Here is a 15603-nt window from a genome sequence, read left to right on the forward strand (position 1 = left end):
CCCACCGAACGGAAGGCACCTGGGTGACGAGCACCGAAGCGATCACCGAAAGCGAAGACTCGGGACCCAGCGGCTACGCGGCGGCCCGGCTGCGCCTCCTCCAGCAGGAGGCGCGGTCCGGGCCGCCGCGCCGTGCGGCCCTCGCCCGCCTCACCGACGACTGGCTCACCGGCCTGTTCACGTCGGCGGCCGAACACTCCGGGGTCCGCGGCGCCGCCCTCGTCGCCGTCGGCGGCTACGGCCGCGGCGAACTCTCCCCGCGCAGCGACCTCGACCTGCTCCTCCTGCACGACGGCACCGCCGACGCGGCGGCCATCTCCGCCCTCGCGGACGGCATCTGGTACCCGGTCTGGGACCTGGGCCTGGCCCTCGACCACTCCGTACGGACCCCCGGCGAGGCGCGGAAGACGGCGGGCGAGGATCTCAAGGTCCAGCTCGGCCTGCTGGACGCCCGGCCGGTCGCCGGCGACCTCGGCCTGGTCGCCTCCCTGCGCACCGCGATCCTCGCCGACTGGCGCAACCAGGCGCCCAAGCGCCTTCCCGCCCTCCACGAGCTCTGCCAGGAGCGCGCGGAGCGGATGGGCGAGCTCCAGTTCCTCCTGGAACCCGACCTCAAGGAGGCCCGCGGAGGCCTCCGCGACGCCACCGCCCTGCGCGCGGTCGCCGCCTCCTGGGTCGCCGACGCGCCCCGGGAGGGGCTTGACCAGGCCCGCCGCACCCTCCTGGACGCCCGCGACGCCCTCCACCTCACCACCGGCCGCGCCACCGACCGCCTCGCCCTCCAGGAACAGGACCAGGTCGCGGGCGCGCTCGGCCTCATGGACGCGGACGCGCTGCTGCGTCAGGTGTACGAGGCCGCGCGCACGATCTCGTACGCCACCGACGTCACCTGGCGCGAGGTCAACCGGGTGCTGCGCGCCCGCTCGGTCCGCCCCCGGCTCCGCGCCATGCTCAGCGGCGGCCGCGTCTCCGCCAAACCCGCCCCCGAGCGCGCACCGCTCGCCGACGGTGTGGTGGAGGCCGACGGCGAAGTGGTCCTCGCCCGCGCGGCTCGGCCCGACCGCGACCCCGTCCTCACGCTGCGTGCCGCCGCGGCCGCCGCCGAGGCCGGACTGCCGCTCTCCCGCCACCTCGTACGCCACCTCGCCGCCACCGTCCGGCCGCTGCCGGTCCCGTGGCCTCCCGAGGCCCGTGAGGAGCTGGTCACCCTGCTCGGCGCGGGGGAGGCCACCGTCGGCGTCTGGGAGGCGCTCGAAGCAGAAGGGATCATCACCCGGCTGCTGCCCGACTGGGAACGCGTCCACTGCCGGCCCCAGCGCAACCCCGTCCACACCTGGACCGTCGACCGGCACCTGGTGGAGACCGCCGTCCGTGCCGCCTCCCTCACCCGCCGCGTCCACCGTCCCGACCTCCTCCTGGTCGCCGCCCTCCTCCACGACATCGGCAAGGGATGGCCCGGCGACCACTCGGTGGCCGGCGAGGTCATCGCCCGCGACATGGCCACCCGGATCGGCTTCGACAAGCACGACGTGGGCGTCATCGCCACCCTCGTACGCCACCATCTGCTGCTCGTCGACACCGCCACCCGGCGCGACCTGGACGACCCCGCCACCGTGCGGTCGGTCGCCGAGGCCGTCTCCACCGCCTCCACCCTGGAGCTGCTGCACGCCCTCACCGAGGCCGACGCACTCGCCACCGGCCCCGCCGCCTGGTCCACCTGGCGGGCCTCCCTCGTCACCGACCTGGTCAAGCGCGTCGCCGCCGTCCTCGCGGGGGAGGCCCCCGAGGAGCCGGAGGAGGCCGCACCCAGCGCCGAGCACGAACGGCTCGCGATCGAGGCCCTGCGCACCGGCGAACCCGCCCTCGCCCTGCACACCCACCCCGAGGAGCCCGCCGGGGACGGGGAGGTGGAACCGGTCGGCGTCGAGCTCCTCATCGCCCTGCCCGACCGGCCCGGCGTCCTGCCCGCCGCCGCCGGGGTCCTCGCCCTGCACCGTCTCACCGTGCGCGCCGCCGACCTGCGCGCGGTGGAACTGCCCAACGAGGTGGGGGAGAGGGCGGACCTGCTGCTGCTCAGCTGGCGGGTGGCGGCCGAGTACGGGTCCCTCCCGCAGGCCGTCCGGCTCCGCGCCGACCTCGTACGCGCCCTGGACGGCTCCCTGGACATCCGGGCCCGGCTCGCGGAGCGGGAGGCCGCCTACCCGCGCCGCCGGGGCGTGAAGGCCCCGCCGCCCCGCGTCACCGTCGCGGCGGCCGGCTCCCGCCGGGCCACCGTCATCGAGGTCCGTGCCCAGGACGCCCCGGGGCTGCTGCACCGGATCGGCAACGCCCTGGAGGGCAGCGCGGTACGGGTGCGCAGCGCCCATGTCTCCACCCTCGGCGCCAACGCGGTGGACGCCTTCTACGTCACCGGGACCGACGGCGAACCGCTGCCGGAAATCCGGGCCGCCGAGGTCGCCCGGGAGGTCGAGAAGGCCCTCGGCTGACCGTGTACGACAAGCCCTCGTCCGGCTGGTTCCGGGCGAGGGCTTGGTGTTCTCCGGGGGACGGATACCCTGGAGGGCGACTGACCTGCCCCGCCCCCGACCCTGAGGACCGACGAGCGCCGTGTTCGATACTCTCTCCGACCGCCTTAGCGCGACTTTCAAGAACCTCCGGGGCAAGGGCCGCTTGTCCGAGGCGGACATCGACGCCACGGCACGCGAGATCCGTATCGCCCTGCTGGAAGCCGACGTCGCCCTGCCCGTGGTCCGGGCCTTCATCGCCAACGTGAAGGAGCGGGCACGCGGCTCCGAGGTCTCCCAGGCGCTGAACCCCGCCCAGCAGGTCGTCAAGATCGTCAATGAGGAGCTCGTCTCCATCCTCGGCGGCGAGACCCGGCGGCTGCGGTTCGCCAAGACCGCCCCCACCGTGATCATGCTCGCCGGTCTCCAGGGCGCCGGTAAGACGACGCTGGCCGGAAAGCTCGGCCTCTGGCTCAAGGGCCAGGGCCACTCCCCGCTGCTCGTCGCCTGTGACCTCCAGCGCCCCAACGCCGTCAACCAGCTGAGCGTCGTCGCCGAGCGCGCCGGCGTCGCGGTGTACGCCCCCGAGCCGGGCAACGGCGTCGGCGACCCGGTCCAGGTCGCCAAGGACTCCATCGAGTTCGCCAAGGCCAAGGTCCACGACATCGTCATCGTCGACACCGCCGGCCGCCTCGGTATCGACCAGGAGCTGATGCGGCAGGCCGCTGACATCCGCGACGCCGTCAGCCCCGACGAGATCCTCTTCGTCGTCGACGCGATGATCGGTCAGGACGCGGTCAACACCGCGGAGGCCTTCCGCGACGGCGTCGGCTTCGACGGCGTGGTCCTCTCCAAGCTCGACGGTGACGCCCGCGGTGGTGCCGCCCTGTCGATCGCCCATGTCACGGGCAAGCAGGTCATGTTCGCGTCGAACGGCGAGAAGCTGGAGGACTTCGACGCGTTCCACCCGGACCGGATGGCCTCCCGCATCCTCGACATGGGTGACCTGCTCACCCTGATCGAGCAGGCGGAGAAGACGTTCAGCCAGGAAGAGGCCGCCAAAATGGCCTCGAAGCTCCAGTCGAGCAAGGGTGGCAAGGACTTCACCCTCGACGACTTCCTGGCCCAGATGGAGCAGGTCCGCAAGATGGGCTCCATCTCCAAGCTGCTCGGGATGCTGCCCGGCATGGGGCAGATCAAGGACCAGATCAACAACATCGACGAGCGCGACATCGACCGCACCGCCGCGATCATCAAGTCGATGACGCCCAAGGAGCGCGCCGAGCCGACGATCATCAACGGTTCGCGCCGGGCCCGTATCGCCAAGGGTTCGGGCGTCGAGGTCTCCGCCGTCAAGGGCCTGGTGGAGCGCTTCTTCGAGGCCCGCAAGATGATGTCGAAGATGGCCCAGGGCGGCGGTATGCCCGGGATGCCGGGGATGCCCGGCATGGGTGGCGGCCCCGGGCGTCAGAAGAAGCAGGTCAAGCAGGCCAAGGGCAAGCGCAAGAGCGGCAACCCGATGAAGCGCAAGGCCGAGGAGGCCGCCGCCGCGGAGCGCCGCGAGCAGGCGGCCGCCCAGGGCGGCGCGTTCGGGCTCCCGGCCCAGGAGGACAAGAACTTCGAGCTGCCGGACGAGTTCAAGAAGTTCATGGGCTGACCGGCCCTGCCGGACGTTTGTGTAAGGGGCGCCCTTCGGAAGGGTGCCCCTTACGCGCGTCCGGAGCGACTTCTTTCAGGTCACGTCGTGCACACCAGGTAGCGGAAGACGTTCGGCATCCACACCGTGCCGTCCGGGCGCCTGTAGGGATGCAGCGCCTCCGCGACCTCCTTCTCCACCTGGGAACGGTCGGTGGCCCGTACGGCGGCGTCGAAGAGCCCGGTCGACAGCAGCCCGCGGACCGCGCTGTCCGGATCCGCGTACCCGAACGGGCAGGAGACCCGCCCCGAACCGTCCGGCTTCAGCCCCGCCCGTGCGGCCACGTCCTCCAGGTCGTCCCGGAGGGTCGGCCGCCACCCGCCGGGACGCGGCGGACGCGCGGACTCCGTCAGCCGGGCCGCGACCCGCAGCACCGGCGCCGTGGCACACCGCTCCGGCGGGCCCCAGCCGGTCAGCACCACGGTCGCGCCCCGGGCGGCCAGCGGCAGCGCCGACTCCAGCGCCGGCACCAGCCCCTCGGAGTCCCCGGCCGCACAGCCGATCGGCTCGAACACGGTGATCAGGTCGTACGGTGCCCCGTCCGCGGCGGCGCCCGCCGGGAGCCCGCCGTCATGCAGCCGGGCCCGGTGCGCGGGCGCGCCTTCCGCGCCCTCGTCGGGCAGCAACCGCTCACGCGCCAGCGCCAGGCGCTCGCGGTCGGAGTCCACGCCCGTCACCTGCGCCCCCCGGGCCGCCGCGACGAGCATGGCGAGCCCGGAGCCACAGCCGAGCGACAGCATCCGGGTGGCGGGTCCGACTTCGAGCCGGTCGTACACCGCCTCGTAGAGCGGTGCCAGCATGCGTTCCTGGATCTCGGCCCAGTCGCGGGCACGGGTACCGGCGTCCGCCGGCGCGGAGGGATCCGCGTCCCGGAGGTTCCGGACGAGCGTTGGTGTCATGGAAAGTGCCCCAATCCGCCAAGAGGTCGATCTTGCCCGAGTGGACGGCCCCCGTGTGCGTATGTCCGCACCCCCCGTATGCCAGGGAACTGCGCATCCGCCGTTCCGTCCAGGGGTTGTGGGGCACTGTTTGCGTACCCCGGTCGTGCGCCTCTCCGAATCAGTCTTACCCGACACCGGGCACCGGGCACGTCGAGCGGTCCGCCGGGTACCCTCTCCGGCGGGCCGGTAAGTGGCGCCGGGCACCGGCGCACCGCACATCCCGTGCGCCGGGCGCACCGCGCGCTGTGCACCACCTTGGTGCGAGCTGTGCGTCTTCTCCGCAGTTCGGCGCACCCGCCCGCCTCCGGACGCATCCAGGGCACATCACGAGCAACTGACTGGTACGTGCAAATTATTTGGGATGCCCCGGAATAGGAACACCGGGGCACTCGGACTCGTTGTCACGACGTGAGCACGACACCACCTGTACTTGCCGCAGAGCTGGCACAGGCGTGGGCCGACATTCAGCGGTACCACCCCGAGCTGCCCGATCTAGCCGCGCCCGAGTCCCTGATCGGAGAGTCCTCGTCCGCCTGTGGCGCCGAGCTCTCCTTCGAGCGACTGCTCCACGAGGCAGTCCACGGCATCGCCGCCGCGAGAGGAGTCCGTGACACTTCCCGCGCCGGCCGCTACCACAACCGACGCTTCCTCGCGATCGCCGAGGAGCTGGGCCTCGACCATGCCGAGGAGCCCCATCCCAGCAGTGGATTCTCGCTGGTCACGCTGAATCCGGAGGCCAAGCGCCGGTACCGCCCGACCACCGAACGGCTGCAGCGCGCCCTCAAGGCGCACACGGTCGCCACCGCCGCCGACACCAAGCGCTCCTTCCGGGGCCCCGCCGCCCGGCACGGCTCCTCCGGCGGGGGCGTCCGGGTCAAGGCCGTCTGCGACTGCGGGCGCAACGTCCGCGTCGTCCCCTCGGTCCTGGCCCAGGCCCCGATCGTCTGCGGCGGCTGCGGCAAGCCGTTCCAGATCCCGGAAGCGGCGGTCGCGGTGGGGTGAGGTGAAGTGGTGTGGCACAATGGCTAGCTGTACTCGACAGTCGCACAGGACCCCTCTCTCCTCCGGCTGACGCGTCCATCGGGCACTCCGAGTACCGCAACCCCACGTGGCATCTAGTTGTGCCCAACCACGTCAGAGACCAGGAGACACCACTTCCGTGGCAGTCAAGATCAAGCTGAAGCGTCTGGGCAAGATCCGTTCGCCTCACTACCGCATCGTCGTCGCCGACTCCCGTACCCGCCGTGACGGCCGGGCCATCGAGGAGATCGGCCTGTACCACCCGGTGCAGAACCCCTCCCGCATCGAGGTCAACGCAGAGCGCGCGCAGTACTGGCTGTCCGTCGGCGCCCAGCCGACCGAGCCGGTCCTCGCGATCCTGAAGCTCACCGGTGACTGGCAGGCCCACAAGGGTCTCCCGGCCCCCGCGCCGCTCCTGCAGCCGGAGCCCAAGGCTGACAAGCGCGCACTGTTCGAGGCGCTGTCCTCGGACGGCGACGAGGCCAAGGGTGAGGCCATCACCCCCAAGGCCAAGAAGGCCGACAAGAAGGCGGACGAGGCGGCTGACGCTGCCGCGTCCACCGAGTCGACCGAGGCCTGAGCATGCTCGAGGAGGCTCTCGAGCACCTCGTGAAGGGCATCGTCGACAACCCCGACGACGTGCAGGTTGCCGAGCGCACCCTGCGCCGCGGGCGCGTGCTGGAGGTCCGGGTCCACCCCGACGACCTCGGCAAGGTGATCGGCCGTAACGGCCGTACCGCCCGCGCTCTGCGGACCGTCGTGGGCGCCATCGGCGGTCGTGGGATCCGCGTCGACCTCGTCGATGTGGACCAGGTCCGCTGACCGCAGTTGAACACCGGCCAGGGCCGGGGAGGGCCTTCGGGCCGTCCCCGGCCTTTGTCGTAGGCCACCGCGGGCCTTCCCGCGACCGGTCGGCTCCCCAGGCCCCCCACCCCATCAATCGGAGAACAGCGTGCAGTTGGTAGTTGCGCGGATCGGCCGCGCCCATGGCATCAAGGGCGAGGTCACCGTCGAGGTGCGAACGGACGAGCCGGAGCTGCGGCTCGGGCCCGGTGCCGTCCTGGCCACCGACCCGGCGGCCACCGGCCCGCTCACGATCGAGTCGGGACGGGTGCACAGCGGCAGGCTGCTGCTGCGCTTCGAGGGCGTGCGTGACCGCACGGGCGCCGAGGCCCTGCGCAACACCCTGCTGATCGCCGAGGTGGACCCGGAGGAGCTCCCGGAGGACCCCGAGGAGTTCTACGACCACCAGCTCGTCGACCTGGACGTGGTGCTCGCCGACGGCACGGAGATCGGCCGGATCACCGAGATCTCCCACCTGCCCTCGCAGGACCTCTTCATCGTGGAACGCCCCGACGGCAGCGAGGTGATGATCCCCTTCGTGGAGGAGATCGTCACCGAGATCGACCTGGAGGAGCAGCGCGCGGTCATCACCCCGCCGCCCGGCTTGATCGACGAGAGCGAGGCCGTGGTGGTCTCCTCCCGCGACGAGGAGCAGGCCTCCGGGGGCGAGGAGCGAGCCCCCGGGGACGACGAGGCGCCGAAGGGCGACGCCTGATGCGGCTCGACGTCGTCACGATCTTCCCCGAGTACCTGGACCCGCTGAACGTCTCCCTGGTCGGCAAGGCCCGCGCCCGTGGGGTGCTCGACGTCCACGTCCACGACCTGCGGGAGTGGACGTACGACCGGCACAACACGGTCGACGACACCCCCTACGGCGGCGGCCCCGGCATGGTCATGAAGACCGAGCCCTGGGGCGATGCGCTGGATCAGGCACTGGCCGACGGGTACGAGTCCGGCGCGCACACCCCGGTCCTCGTCGTGCCCACGCCCAGCGGCCGCCCCTTCACCCAGGAACTGGCCGTCGAGCTCTCCGCCAAGCCCTGGCTGGTCTTCACCCCGGCGCGGTACGAGGGCATCGACCGCCGCGTGATCGACGAGTACGCCACCCGGCTCCCGGTCGTCGAGGTCTCCATCGGCGACTACGTGCTGGCCGGCGGTGAGGCCGCCGTCCTCGTGATCACGGAGGCCGTGGCCCGGCTGCTGCCCGGCGTCCTCGGCAACGCCGAATCACACCGGGACGACTCCTTCGCCCCCGGCGCCATGGCCGACCTCCTGGAGGGTCCCGTCTACACCAAGCCGCCCGAGTGGCGCGGCCGGGGGGTCCCGGACGTTTTGCTCAGCGGCCACCACGGGAAGATCGCGCGCTGGCGGCGGGACCAGGCGTTCGCCCGGACCGCCCTCAACCGGCCCGATCTGATCGAGCGGTGCGAGGCGGGCGCCTTCGACAAGAAGGACCGCGAGATCCTCTCCATCCTCGGCTTCGCGCCGGAGCCCGGCGGCCGATTTTGGCGCAGGCCCCCGGCCGTGGAAGAATAGGCCGCTGCTGTACGTCCGGTGTGCGCCCCTGCCACAGGGGGAAAGACGCCCGCCCGACGCGATCAGCACTCCTTTACTCCTCTCGATATCCCGTCGATGACCTGTGGCATCGGCGAAGAAAGCAGAAGTCATGACTTCCCTGCTCGATGGCGTCAACGCCGCCACCCTCCGGTCGGACGTCCCGGCGTTCCGCCCCGGTGACACCGTCAACGTCCACGTGCGCGTGATCGAGGGCAACCGCTCCCGTATCCAGCAGTTCAAGGGCATCGTCATCCGCCGTCAGGGCTCGGGCGTCAGTGAGACCTTCACGGTCCGCAAGGTCTCCTTCAGCGTCGGCGTCGAGCGCACCTTCCCGGTCCACAGCCCGATCTTCGAGAAGATCGAGCTCGTCAGCCGCGGTGACGTCCGTCGCGCCAAGCTGTACTTCCTCCGTGAGCTCCGCGGCAAGGCCGCGAAGATCAAGGAGAAGCGCGACAACTGATCTGCCGTCGGCGGGTGACCGGCAAGGCACCCTCTGGCGTCCACAGCTCGGCCGGATAGGATTCGGCCGCGATGGACACGCAAGCAGAGCATTCGGAGCGCGATCGCTCCTCGGAACCCCGTGCCGGGTCCGAGGAGGGGTCGCGCTTCTCGCGTGCCCGGGGCGCTGTCGCGGCCGTACGACCCTGGCGGCGGCGCATCCTCGTCGCGGGGGTGGCGGGCACGGCCGGGCTGCTGCTGTTCAGCGCCTTCGTGGTCCAGCCCTTCCTGATCCCCAGCGGCTCCATGGAGCCCACCCTGCGGGTCGGGGACCGGGTGCTCGTCAACAAGCTGGCGTACCGGTCCGGCGGCGAGCCCCGGCGCGGGGATGTCGTGGTCTTCGACGGGACCGGCTCCTTCGTCCGGGAGGACCTGGACGCCAATCCCGTGGCCGCGCGGGCCCGTGGGGCGGCGGCCTCCCTGGGCCTGGCCGAACCCCCCGACACCGACTTCGTGAAGCGTGTGGTGGGCGTGGGCGGTGATCGGGTCGTCTGCTGCGACGCGCGGGGGAGGCTCCAGGTGAACGGGGTGCCGGCGGACGAGACGTACCTCCACCCCGGGGACACCGCTTCCGAGGCCCCCTTCGACATCGTCGTCCCGCAGGGCACGCTCTGGGTTATGGGCGACCACCGCAGCCGCTCCAGCGACTCCCGCGACCACCTGGGATCGCCCGGGGGCGGGATGGTCCCCGTCGAGCGGGTGATCGGCCGGGTGGACTGGCTGGGCTGGCCGCCCTCCCGGATCGGCGGCCTGGAGGAGACCGGCGCCTTCGACGGCGTACGGGAGCCCGGCAGGGCGCATGGGTAACCGCGGGCGCCCGCGCGGCGCCTCGGCCCCCGACGTCCCGCTGCCGACCGGGAGCCGGCCCACCACGCCCCGCTCGCTGCCGACCCGGGCCGAGCGCCGCAGGCTCGCCAAGAAGGTCCGGCGCAAGCGGCGCAGATCCGCGGTGAAGGAGATACCGGTCCTCATCGTGCTGGCGCTGCTGATCGCGCTGGTCCTGAAGACCTTCCTCGTCCAGGCGTTCGTGATCCCGTCCGGCTCGATGGAGCAGACCATCAAGATCGGCGACCGTGTCCTGGTGGACAAGCTGACTCCGAACTTCGGGTCGAAGCCGCAGCGCGGGGACGTCGTCGTCTTCAAGGACCCCGGCGGCTGGCTCCAGCAGGAGAACGGCGCCGACAAGGAGGATCCGCCCATCGGCGTCAAGCAGGCCACCGGGGCGCTGAAGTTCATCGGTCTGCTGCCCTCCGACGACGAGCAGGACCTGATCAAGCGGGTGGTGGCCGTCGGCGGCGACACCGTGAAGTGCTGCGGCACCGACGGTCGCGTCACCGTCAACGGCGTACCGCTGACCGAGCCCTATCTGCACCCGGACGACCGGCCCTCGACCGTGCAGTTCGAGGTGGAGGTTCCGACGGGCCGCCTCTTCATGATGGGCGACCACCGGTCCAACTCCGCCGACTCCCGCTTCCATCTCGACGAGCCCGGCAAGGGCACGGTCTCCGAGGAGGAGGTGGTGGGGCGGGCCGTCGTGATCGCCTGGCCCTTCTCCAACTGGACCACCCTGGAGGAGCGCGAGACCTTCGCCGCGGTGGCGCGGGCGAGCGGCTCGGAGGCGGCGGTTCCGGTGCCGTCGCATAGGGTTGCCACTCCGGATCGGGACGGAATGGTCCGGCTCCCGACCCCTGCGGAACTCCCGCTCGTTATGGGAGTGGTGGGCCTGCACCGGATCGGGCGCGGGCAGTGGCACGTACTGAGGAGTGGATGTGGGGGATTTGGCGGTCGGCGCACGATCCGGACACGACGAACCCGAGGACCGGCCGGAGCGCGACGGGTCTCCCGAGGGCGGGACGGCGGTGCCGCCGGGCGCTGACGGCGGTACACCGGGCGACGACGGCACTCCGGGCGGCGGCAGGCCTCCCCGGAGGCAGCGCTCCTTCTGGATGGAGCTGCCGCTGCTCATCGGGATCGCGCTGATTCTGGCGTTGTTGATCAAGACCTTCCTGATCCAGGCGTTCTCGATCCCCTCGGACTCGATGCAGAACACCCTGCAGCGGGGCGACCGGGTGCTGGTCGACAAGCTCACCCCCTGGTTCGGCTCCGAGCCGGAGCGCGGCGAGGTCGTGGTCTTCCACGATCCGGGCGGCTGGCTGGAGGATGCCTCCACCCCGGAGCCCAACGTGGCGCAGAAGTTCCTCAGCTTCATCGGTCTGATGCCCTCCGCCGAGGAGCAGGACCTGATCAAGCGGGTCATCGCGATCGGCGGCGACACCGTGGAGTGCAAGGAGAACGGGCCGGTCACGGTCAACGGCAAGCCGCTCGACGAGAAGTCGTTCATCTTCCCGGGGAACACCCCGTGCAACGACAAGCCCTTCGGCCCGATCAAGGTCGAGGAGGGCCGGATCTTCGTCATGGGCGACCACCGGCAGAACTCCCTGGACTCCCGGTGGCACCAGGAGCTCCCCGGCCAGGGCACCGTCTCCAACGATGAGGTCGTCGGCCGTGCGATCGTCGTCGCCTGGCCCGTGGGCCGCTGGGCGACCCTGCCGATCCCCAGCACGTTCGACCAGCCCGGGCTGAACGCGGCCGCCGCGCTGGCCCCGGCCGCACTCGGGGTAGCCGGAGCGCTGCCCCTCGTGTTGTGGCGGCGCAGGAGGCTGACCGCCGGGCGTACCGCCGGGTAGGGTGCCGACTCGGATCAGCGATTGTCGACCTCCGATGGGGAGCGCCGGGATGAGCGGTACGCAACGCAACGATGACGGCCGCGGCCGGACCGGCACCATGGTGTCGGGTCTGGCCGTGGCCGTCGGCTGTGTGCTCTTCCTCGGGGGGTTCCTGTGGGCGGCGGTGGTGTACAAGCCGTACGCGGTCCCCACCGACTCCATGTCCCCCACGGTGAACGCCGGGGACCGGGTGCTCGCGGAGCGGATAGAGAGCGCCGATGTCCGGCGCGGTGACGTGGTGGTCTTCAGCGACAGCGTCTGGGGCGACACCCCCATGGTGAAGCGCGTGGTCGGCATCGGCGGGGACACGGTCGCCTGCTGCGACAAGGAGGGACGGCTCACCGTCGGCGGGATCCCCGTCGAGGAGTCGTACATCAACCGCGGTCCCGCCGCCGCAGGCACACGGGCGCCCGCCTCGCCGCAGGACTTCTCCGCCAAGGTGCCGAAGGGCCAGATCTTCCTCCTCGGCGACGAGCGGTCCACCTCCCTGGACTCCCGGGTCCATCTGGAGGACGCCGGGCAGGGCTCCGTGCCCCTGAGCGCGGTCCAGGCCCGGGTCGACGCGGTGGCCTGGCCGATGAACGGCATGATCGGCCGGCCCGACTCGTTCGCCCCGCTGCCCGGCGGAGTCTCCGCCGACGGCCCGCTCCCGCTCCAGGTGGGGGCGGTGCTGGTGGGCGTGGTCCTCATCCTGGGCGGAGCGGCGTACGGACCCGTCGCCGCCCGCTCCGCCCGCCGCCGGCGGACCACCGGGTGACCGGCGCCGTACGCAGGGTCGCCCGGGTGGTGCTCCTGGACCCCGACGACCGCATCCTTCTGCTCCACGGCCATGAGCCGGGTGACCTCGACGACGACTGGTGGTTCACGCCCGGCGGCGGCCTGGAGGGCGACGAGACCCATGACGAGGCGGCCCGCCGCGAGCTGGCCGAGGAGACCGGGATCACCGACATCGAGCTGGGCCCGGTGCTCTGGAAACGGATCTGCTCCTTCCCGTTCGACGGACGGCGCTGGGACCAGGACGAGTGGTACTTCCTCGCCCGTACGGCGCAGACCGCCACCGACCCCCAGGGCCTCACCGAGCTCGAATCGCGCAGCGTCGCCGGTCTGAGGTGGTGGACTTCCGCCGAACTTCTCGCGGCGCGTGAGACGGTGTACCCGACCAGACTCGCCGAGCTGCTGCGCACGCTCCTCGACGAGGGTCCCCCGCGTGTGCCGTTGGTCCTCGCCGCCGAGATCGCCTGATCGTCCAGGGGCGCCGGAGGCTGACGCACAATGGGGGGACGCACGGCTGAAGGGGAAACATGCCATGAGCGCCGAGGACCTCGAGAAGTACGAGACCGAGATGGAGCTGAAGCTCTACCGGGAGTACCGCGATGTCGTCGGTCTGTTCAAATATGTGATCGAGACCGAACGGCGCTTCTACCTCACCAACGACTACGAGATGCAGGTGCACTCCGTCCAGGGTGAGGTTTTCTTCGAGGTGTCCATGGCGGACGCCTGGGTCTGGGACATGTACCGGCCCGCGAGGTTCGTCAAGCAGGTCCGCGTGCTGACCTTCAAGGACGTCAATATCGAAGAGCTCAACAAGAGCGATCTGGAACTTCCGGGAGGCTGACCCCGCGCGGTCCGTAGGTTACTGGGCCGCCGACTCGTGCGAGATGCGGTACAGACCCGGTCACCCGTGTGGGTGGCCGGGTTTTCCACATCGGGAAGGTTGTCCACCAAGATCCACAACTTCCGTCGGGTCGGGTCAGAGTCGGTGCCGGAGGTGGTGCCGAGATGAACGCACGGAGGGCACTCGGGCGGTACGGCGAGGATCTGGCGGCGCGGCTGCTGACCGACGCCGGAATGGCCGTGATCGAGCGCAACTGGCGCTGTCGCGCCGGAGAGGTCGACATCGTCGCCAGGGACGGCGACGCACTGGTCTTCTGCGAGGTGAAGACCCGCAGGCCGAATGGGTTCGAACATCCCATGGCCGCGGTCACCCCGGTCAAGGCGGACCGGCTGCGACGGCTCGCCGAGATCTGGCTGGAGCGGCACGGCGGGCCGCCGGCCGGCGGGGTCCGGATCGACCTGATCGGGGTGATCGTGCCCCGGCGCGGCGCCCCCGTCACCGAGCATGCGCGGGGGGTGTCCTGATGGGGTACGCACGGGCGTGTTCCGTGGCGCTGGTCGGCGTCGAGGGTGTGGTGGTGGAGGTCCAGGCGGACCTGGAGCCCGGGGTGGCGGCCTTCACGCTGGTCGGGCTGCCGGACAAGAGCCTGATCGAGAGCCGGGACCGGGTGCGGGCCGCAGTGGTCAATTCCGGGGGCGAGTGGCCGCAGAAGAAGCTCACGGTGGGCCTCTCCCCGGCCTCGGTCCCCAAGAGCGGTTCGGGTTTCGACCTCGCCGTGGCGTGTGCGGTGCTCGGCGCGGCGGAGCGGATCGACCCCGCCTCCCTCGCCGATGTGGTGATGATCGGCGAACTGGGGCTGGACGGCCGGGTCCGTCCGGTACGGGGCGTGCTGCCGGCCGTCCTCGCGGCGGCCGAGGCCGGATACCGTCAGGTCGTCGTCCCCGAACAGACGGCCGAGGAGGCCGCCCTGGTGCCGGGCGTCTCGGTCCTCGGCGTCCGGAGCCTGCGCCAGCTCATCGCGATCCTCTGCGACGAACCGGTCCCCGACGAGCCCGTGGACGACCGGGGGCGCCCCGACGCGATGCTCGCCGGGCTCATGGTCCCGGGCACGGGCCTCGGCGCAGGCCTGGCCCCGGCCTCCTCGCACGGTGAGGGCCACACCCCGGACCTGGCGGAGGTCGCGGGACAGCTGCGCCCCCGCAAGGCCTTGGAGGTGGCGGCGGCCGGGGGACACCATCTGCTGTTCTCGGGGCCGCCGGGTGCGGGCAAGACCATGCTGGCCGAGCGGCTCTCAGCGGTCCTGCCGCCGCTGACCCGGCAGGAATCCCTCGAAGTGACGGCGGTCCACTCCGTGGCGGGCATCCTCCCCCCGGGTGAACCGCTCGTCTCCCGGGCGCCCTACTGCGCCCCGCATCACTCGGCGACCATGCAGTCGCTGGTGGGCGGGGGCAACGGTATGCCGAGGCCGGGAGCGGTCTCGCTCGCTCACCGAGGGGTCCTGTTCCTCGACGAAGCACCCGAATTCTCCAGCAAGGCCCTGGACGCGCTGCGGCAGCCGCTGGAGTCGGGCCACGTGGTGGTGGCGCGGGCGGCGGGGGTTGTGCGGCTGCCCGCCCGGTTCCTGATGGTGCTGGCCGCAAATCCGTGCCCCTGTGGGCGCCACTCCCTCACCGGTGCGGGCTGCGAGTGCCCGCCCTCGGTGGTCCGCCGCTACCAGGCACGGCTGTCCGGCCCCCTGCTGGACCGGGTGGACCTGCGGGTCGAGGTGGAGCCGGTCGACCGGGCGGACCTGCTGGAGCAGGGCGGCCGGGGCGAGCCGACGGCCGTGGTGGCCGCGCGGGTGCGGGAGGCCAGGGCCCGGGCGGCGGAGCGGCTGGCCGGGACGCCGTGGACGACCAACAGTGAGGTGCCCGGCCATGAGCTGCGGACCCGGCTGCTGGCGGCCCCCGGGGCACTGGCAGCGGTGGAGCGGGACCTGGAGCGCGGGATGCTCACGGCCCGGGGGCTGGATCGGGTGTTGAGGGTGGCCTGGACGGTGGCCGACCTGAGGGGCGCTCCCCGGCCGGAGGACTGTGACATCGCGGTCGCCCTGGAGCTGCGGACCGGCATCCAGCGCGGGGCGCCGACGGAGGTGGGGGCGCTGTGAGCGGGGTGGAGGCGGCGGAGTCGGGGCGCAGGCCCGCGCAGGGGCCGGAGCCCGAGC

The 15603-nt window shown here is 71.9% G+C and carries 17 protein-coding genes; 16 read left to right on the top strand and 1 reads right to left on the bottom strand.

Annotated features, from left to right (window positions below):
- Positions 1-23: 23 nt before the first annotated feature.
- Both AMK21_RS29990 and ffh read left to right on the top strand, forming a co-directional pair.
- Positions 24-2486, top strand: a complete 2463-nt coding sequence (locus AMK21_RS29990) for a [protein-PII] uridylyltransferase (RefSeq protein ID WP_073882306.1) — start codon at positions 24-26, stop codon at positions 2484-2486.
- A gap of 121 nt (positions 2487-2607) precedes the next feature.
- Positions 2608-4161 (top strand): signal recognition particle protein, encoded by a 1554-nt coding sequence (ffh, locus tag AMK21_RS29995; protein WP_073882307.1) that lies wholly within the window; start codon positions 2608-2610, stop codon positions 4159-4161.
- A gap of 80 nt (positions 4162-4241) precedes the next feature.
- On the opposite strand, the gene AMK21_RS30000 is transcribed toward ffh, so the two are convergent.
- Complete coding sequence (locus AMK21_RS30000) at positions 4242-5099, bottom strand: methyltransferase domain-containing protein (protein ID WP_073882308.1); 858 nt, start codon at positions 5097-5099, stop codon at positions 4242-4244.
- 450 nt (positions 5100-5549) lie between these two features.
- On the opposite strand from AMK21_RS30000, the gene AMK21_RS30005 reads away from it, so the two are divergent.
- From AMK21_RS30005 to AMK21_RS30070, 14 genes are all read left to right on the top strand, one after another.
- Positions 5550-6143, top strand: coding sequence for a hypothetical protein (locus AMK21_RS30005; RefSeq protein WP_018509633.1), 594 nt, complete (start codon positions 5550-5552; stop codon positions 6141-6143).
- Positions 6144-6300: 157 nt separating this feature from the next.
- A complete protein-coding gene (rpsP, locus tag AMK21_RS30010; protein WP_030569580.1) occupies positions 6301-6741 on the top strand; it encodes a 30S ribosomal protein S16 in 441 nt (146 codons plus the stop codon).
- A gap of 2 nt (positions 6742-6743) precedes the next feature.
- Positions 6744-6983 (top strand): RNA-binding protein, encoded by a 240-nt coding sequence (locus AMK21_RS30015; protein ID WP_003965959.1) that lies wholly within the window; start codon positions 6744-6746, stop codon positions 6981-6983.
- A gap of 130 nt (positions 6984-7113) precedes the next feature.
- Entirely contained in the window at positions 7114-7719 is a 606-nt protein-coding gene (gene rimM, locus AMK21_RS30020; RefSeq protein WP_073882309.1) for a ribosome maturation factor RimM, read from the top strand.
- The gene (trmD, locus tag AMK21_RS30025) at positions 7719-8540 is read left to right on the top strand and encodes a tRNA (guanosine(37)-N1)-methyltransferase TrmD (RefSeq protein WP_073882310.1); all 822 of its coding nucleotides are present in this window, start codon (positions 7719-7721) and stop codon (positions 8538-8540) included. Before rimM ends, trmD begins: the two co-directional genes overlap by 1 nt.
- Positions 8541-8670: 130 nt before the next feature.
- On the top strand, positions 8671-9021 hold the full coding sequence (gene rplS / locus AMK21_RS30030) for a 50S ribosomal protein L19 (RefSeq protein ID WP_073882311.1): 351 nt from the start codon (positions 8671-8673) through the stop codon (positions 9019-9021).
- 71 nt (positions 9022-9092) lie between these two features.
- A complete protein-coding gene (lepB, locus tag AMK21_RS30035; RefSeq protein WP_073882312.1) occupies positions 9093-9866 on the top strand; it encodes a signal peptidase I in 774 nt (257 codons plus the stop codon).
- Entirely contained in the window at positions 9859-10935 is a 1077-nt protein-coding gene (lepB, locus tag AMK21_RS30040; RefSeq protein ID WP_073882313.1) for a signal peptidase I, read from the top strand. The genes lepB (AMK21_RS30035) and lepB (AMK21_RS30040) overlap by 8 nt, the downstream gene beginning before the upstream one ends.
- The gene (lepB, locus tag AMK21_RS30045; protein WP_073882314.1) at positions 10838-11746 is read left to right on the top strand and encodes a signal peptidase I; all 909 of its coding nucleotides are present in this window, start codon (positions 10838-10840) and stop codon (positions 11744-11746) included. The genes lepB (AMK21_RS30040) and lepB (AMK21_RS30045) overlap by 98 nt, the downstream gene beginning before the upstream one ends.
- A 49-nt stretch (positions 11747-11795) precedes the next feature.
- The gene (lepB, locus tag AMK21_RS30050; protein WP_073882315.1) at positions 11796-12542 is read left to right on the top strand and encodes a signal peptidase I; all 747 of its coding nucleotides are present in this window, start codon (positions 11796-11798) and stop codon (positions 12540-12542) included.
- Entirely contained in the window at positions 12539-13027 is a 489-nt protein-coding gene (locus AMK21_RS30055; RefSeq protein ID WP_073882316.1) for an NUDIX hydrolase, read from the top strand. Before lepB (AMK21_RS30050) ends, AMK21_RS30055 begins: the two co-directional genes overlap by 4 nt.
- 64 nt (positions 13028-13091) lie before the next feature.
- Positions 13092-13400 carry a DUF2469 domain-containing protein gene (locus AMK21_RS30060; RefSeq protein WP_003965949.1) on the top strand — a complete coding sequence of 103 codons (309 nt, stop codon included), beginning with the start codon at positions 13092-13094 and terminating at the stop codon, positions 13398-13400.
- A 164-nt stretch (positions 13401-13564) separates the two neighbouring features.
- The gene (locus AMK21_RS30065; RefSeq protein WP_073882317.1) at positions 13565-13924 is read left to right on the top strand and encodes a YraN family protein; all 360 of its coding nucleotides are present in this window, start codon (positions 13565-13567) and stop codon (positions 13922-13924) included.
- Positions 13924-15546: a YifB family Mg chelatase-like AAA ATPase gene (locus AMK21_RS30070; RefSeq protein ID WP_073882318.1), complete on the top strand. Its 1623-nt coding sequence runs from the start codon at positions 13924-13926 to the stop codon at positions 15544-15546. The genes AMK21_RS30065 and AMK21_RS30070 overlap by 1 nt, the downstream gene beginning before the upstream one ends.
- Positions 15547-15603 lie beyond the last annotated feature (57 nt).

This window comes from Streptomyces sp. CB00316 (genome assembly GCF_001905595.1).
GTDB lineage: Bacteria > Actinomycetota > Actinomycetes > Streptomycetales > Streptomycetaceae > Streptomyces.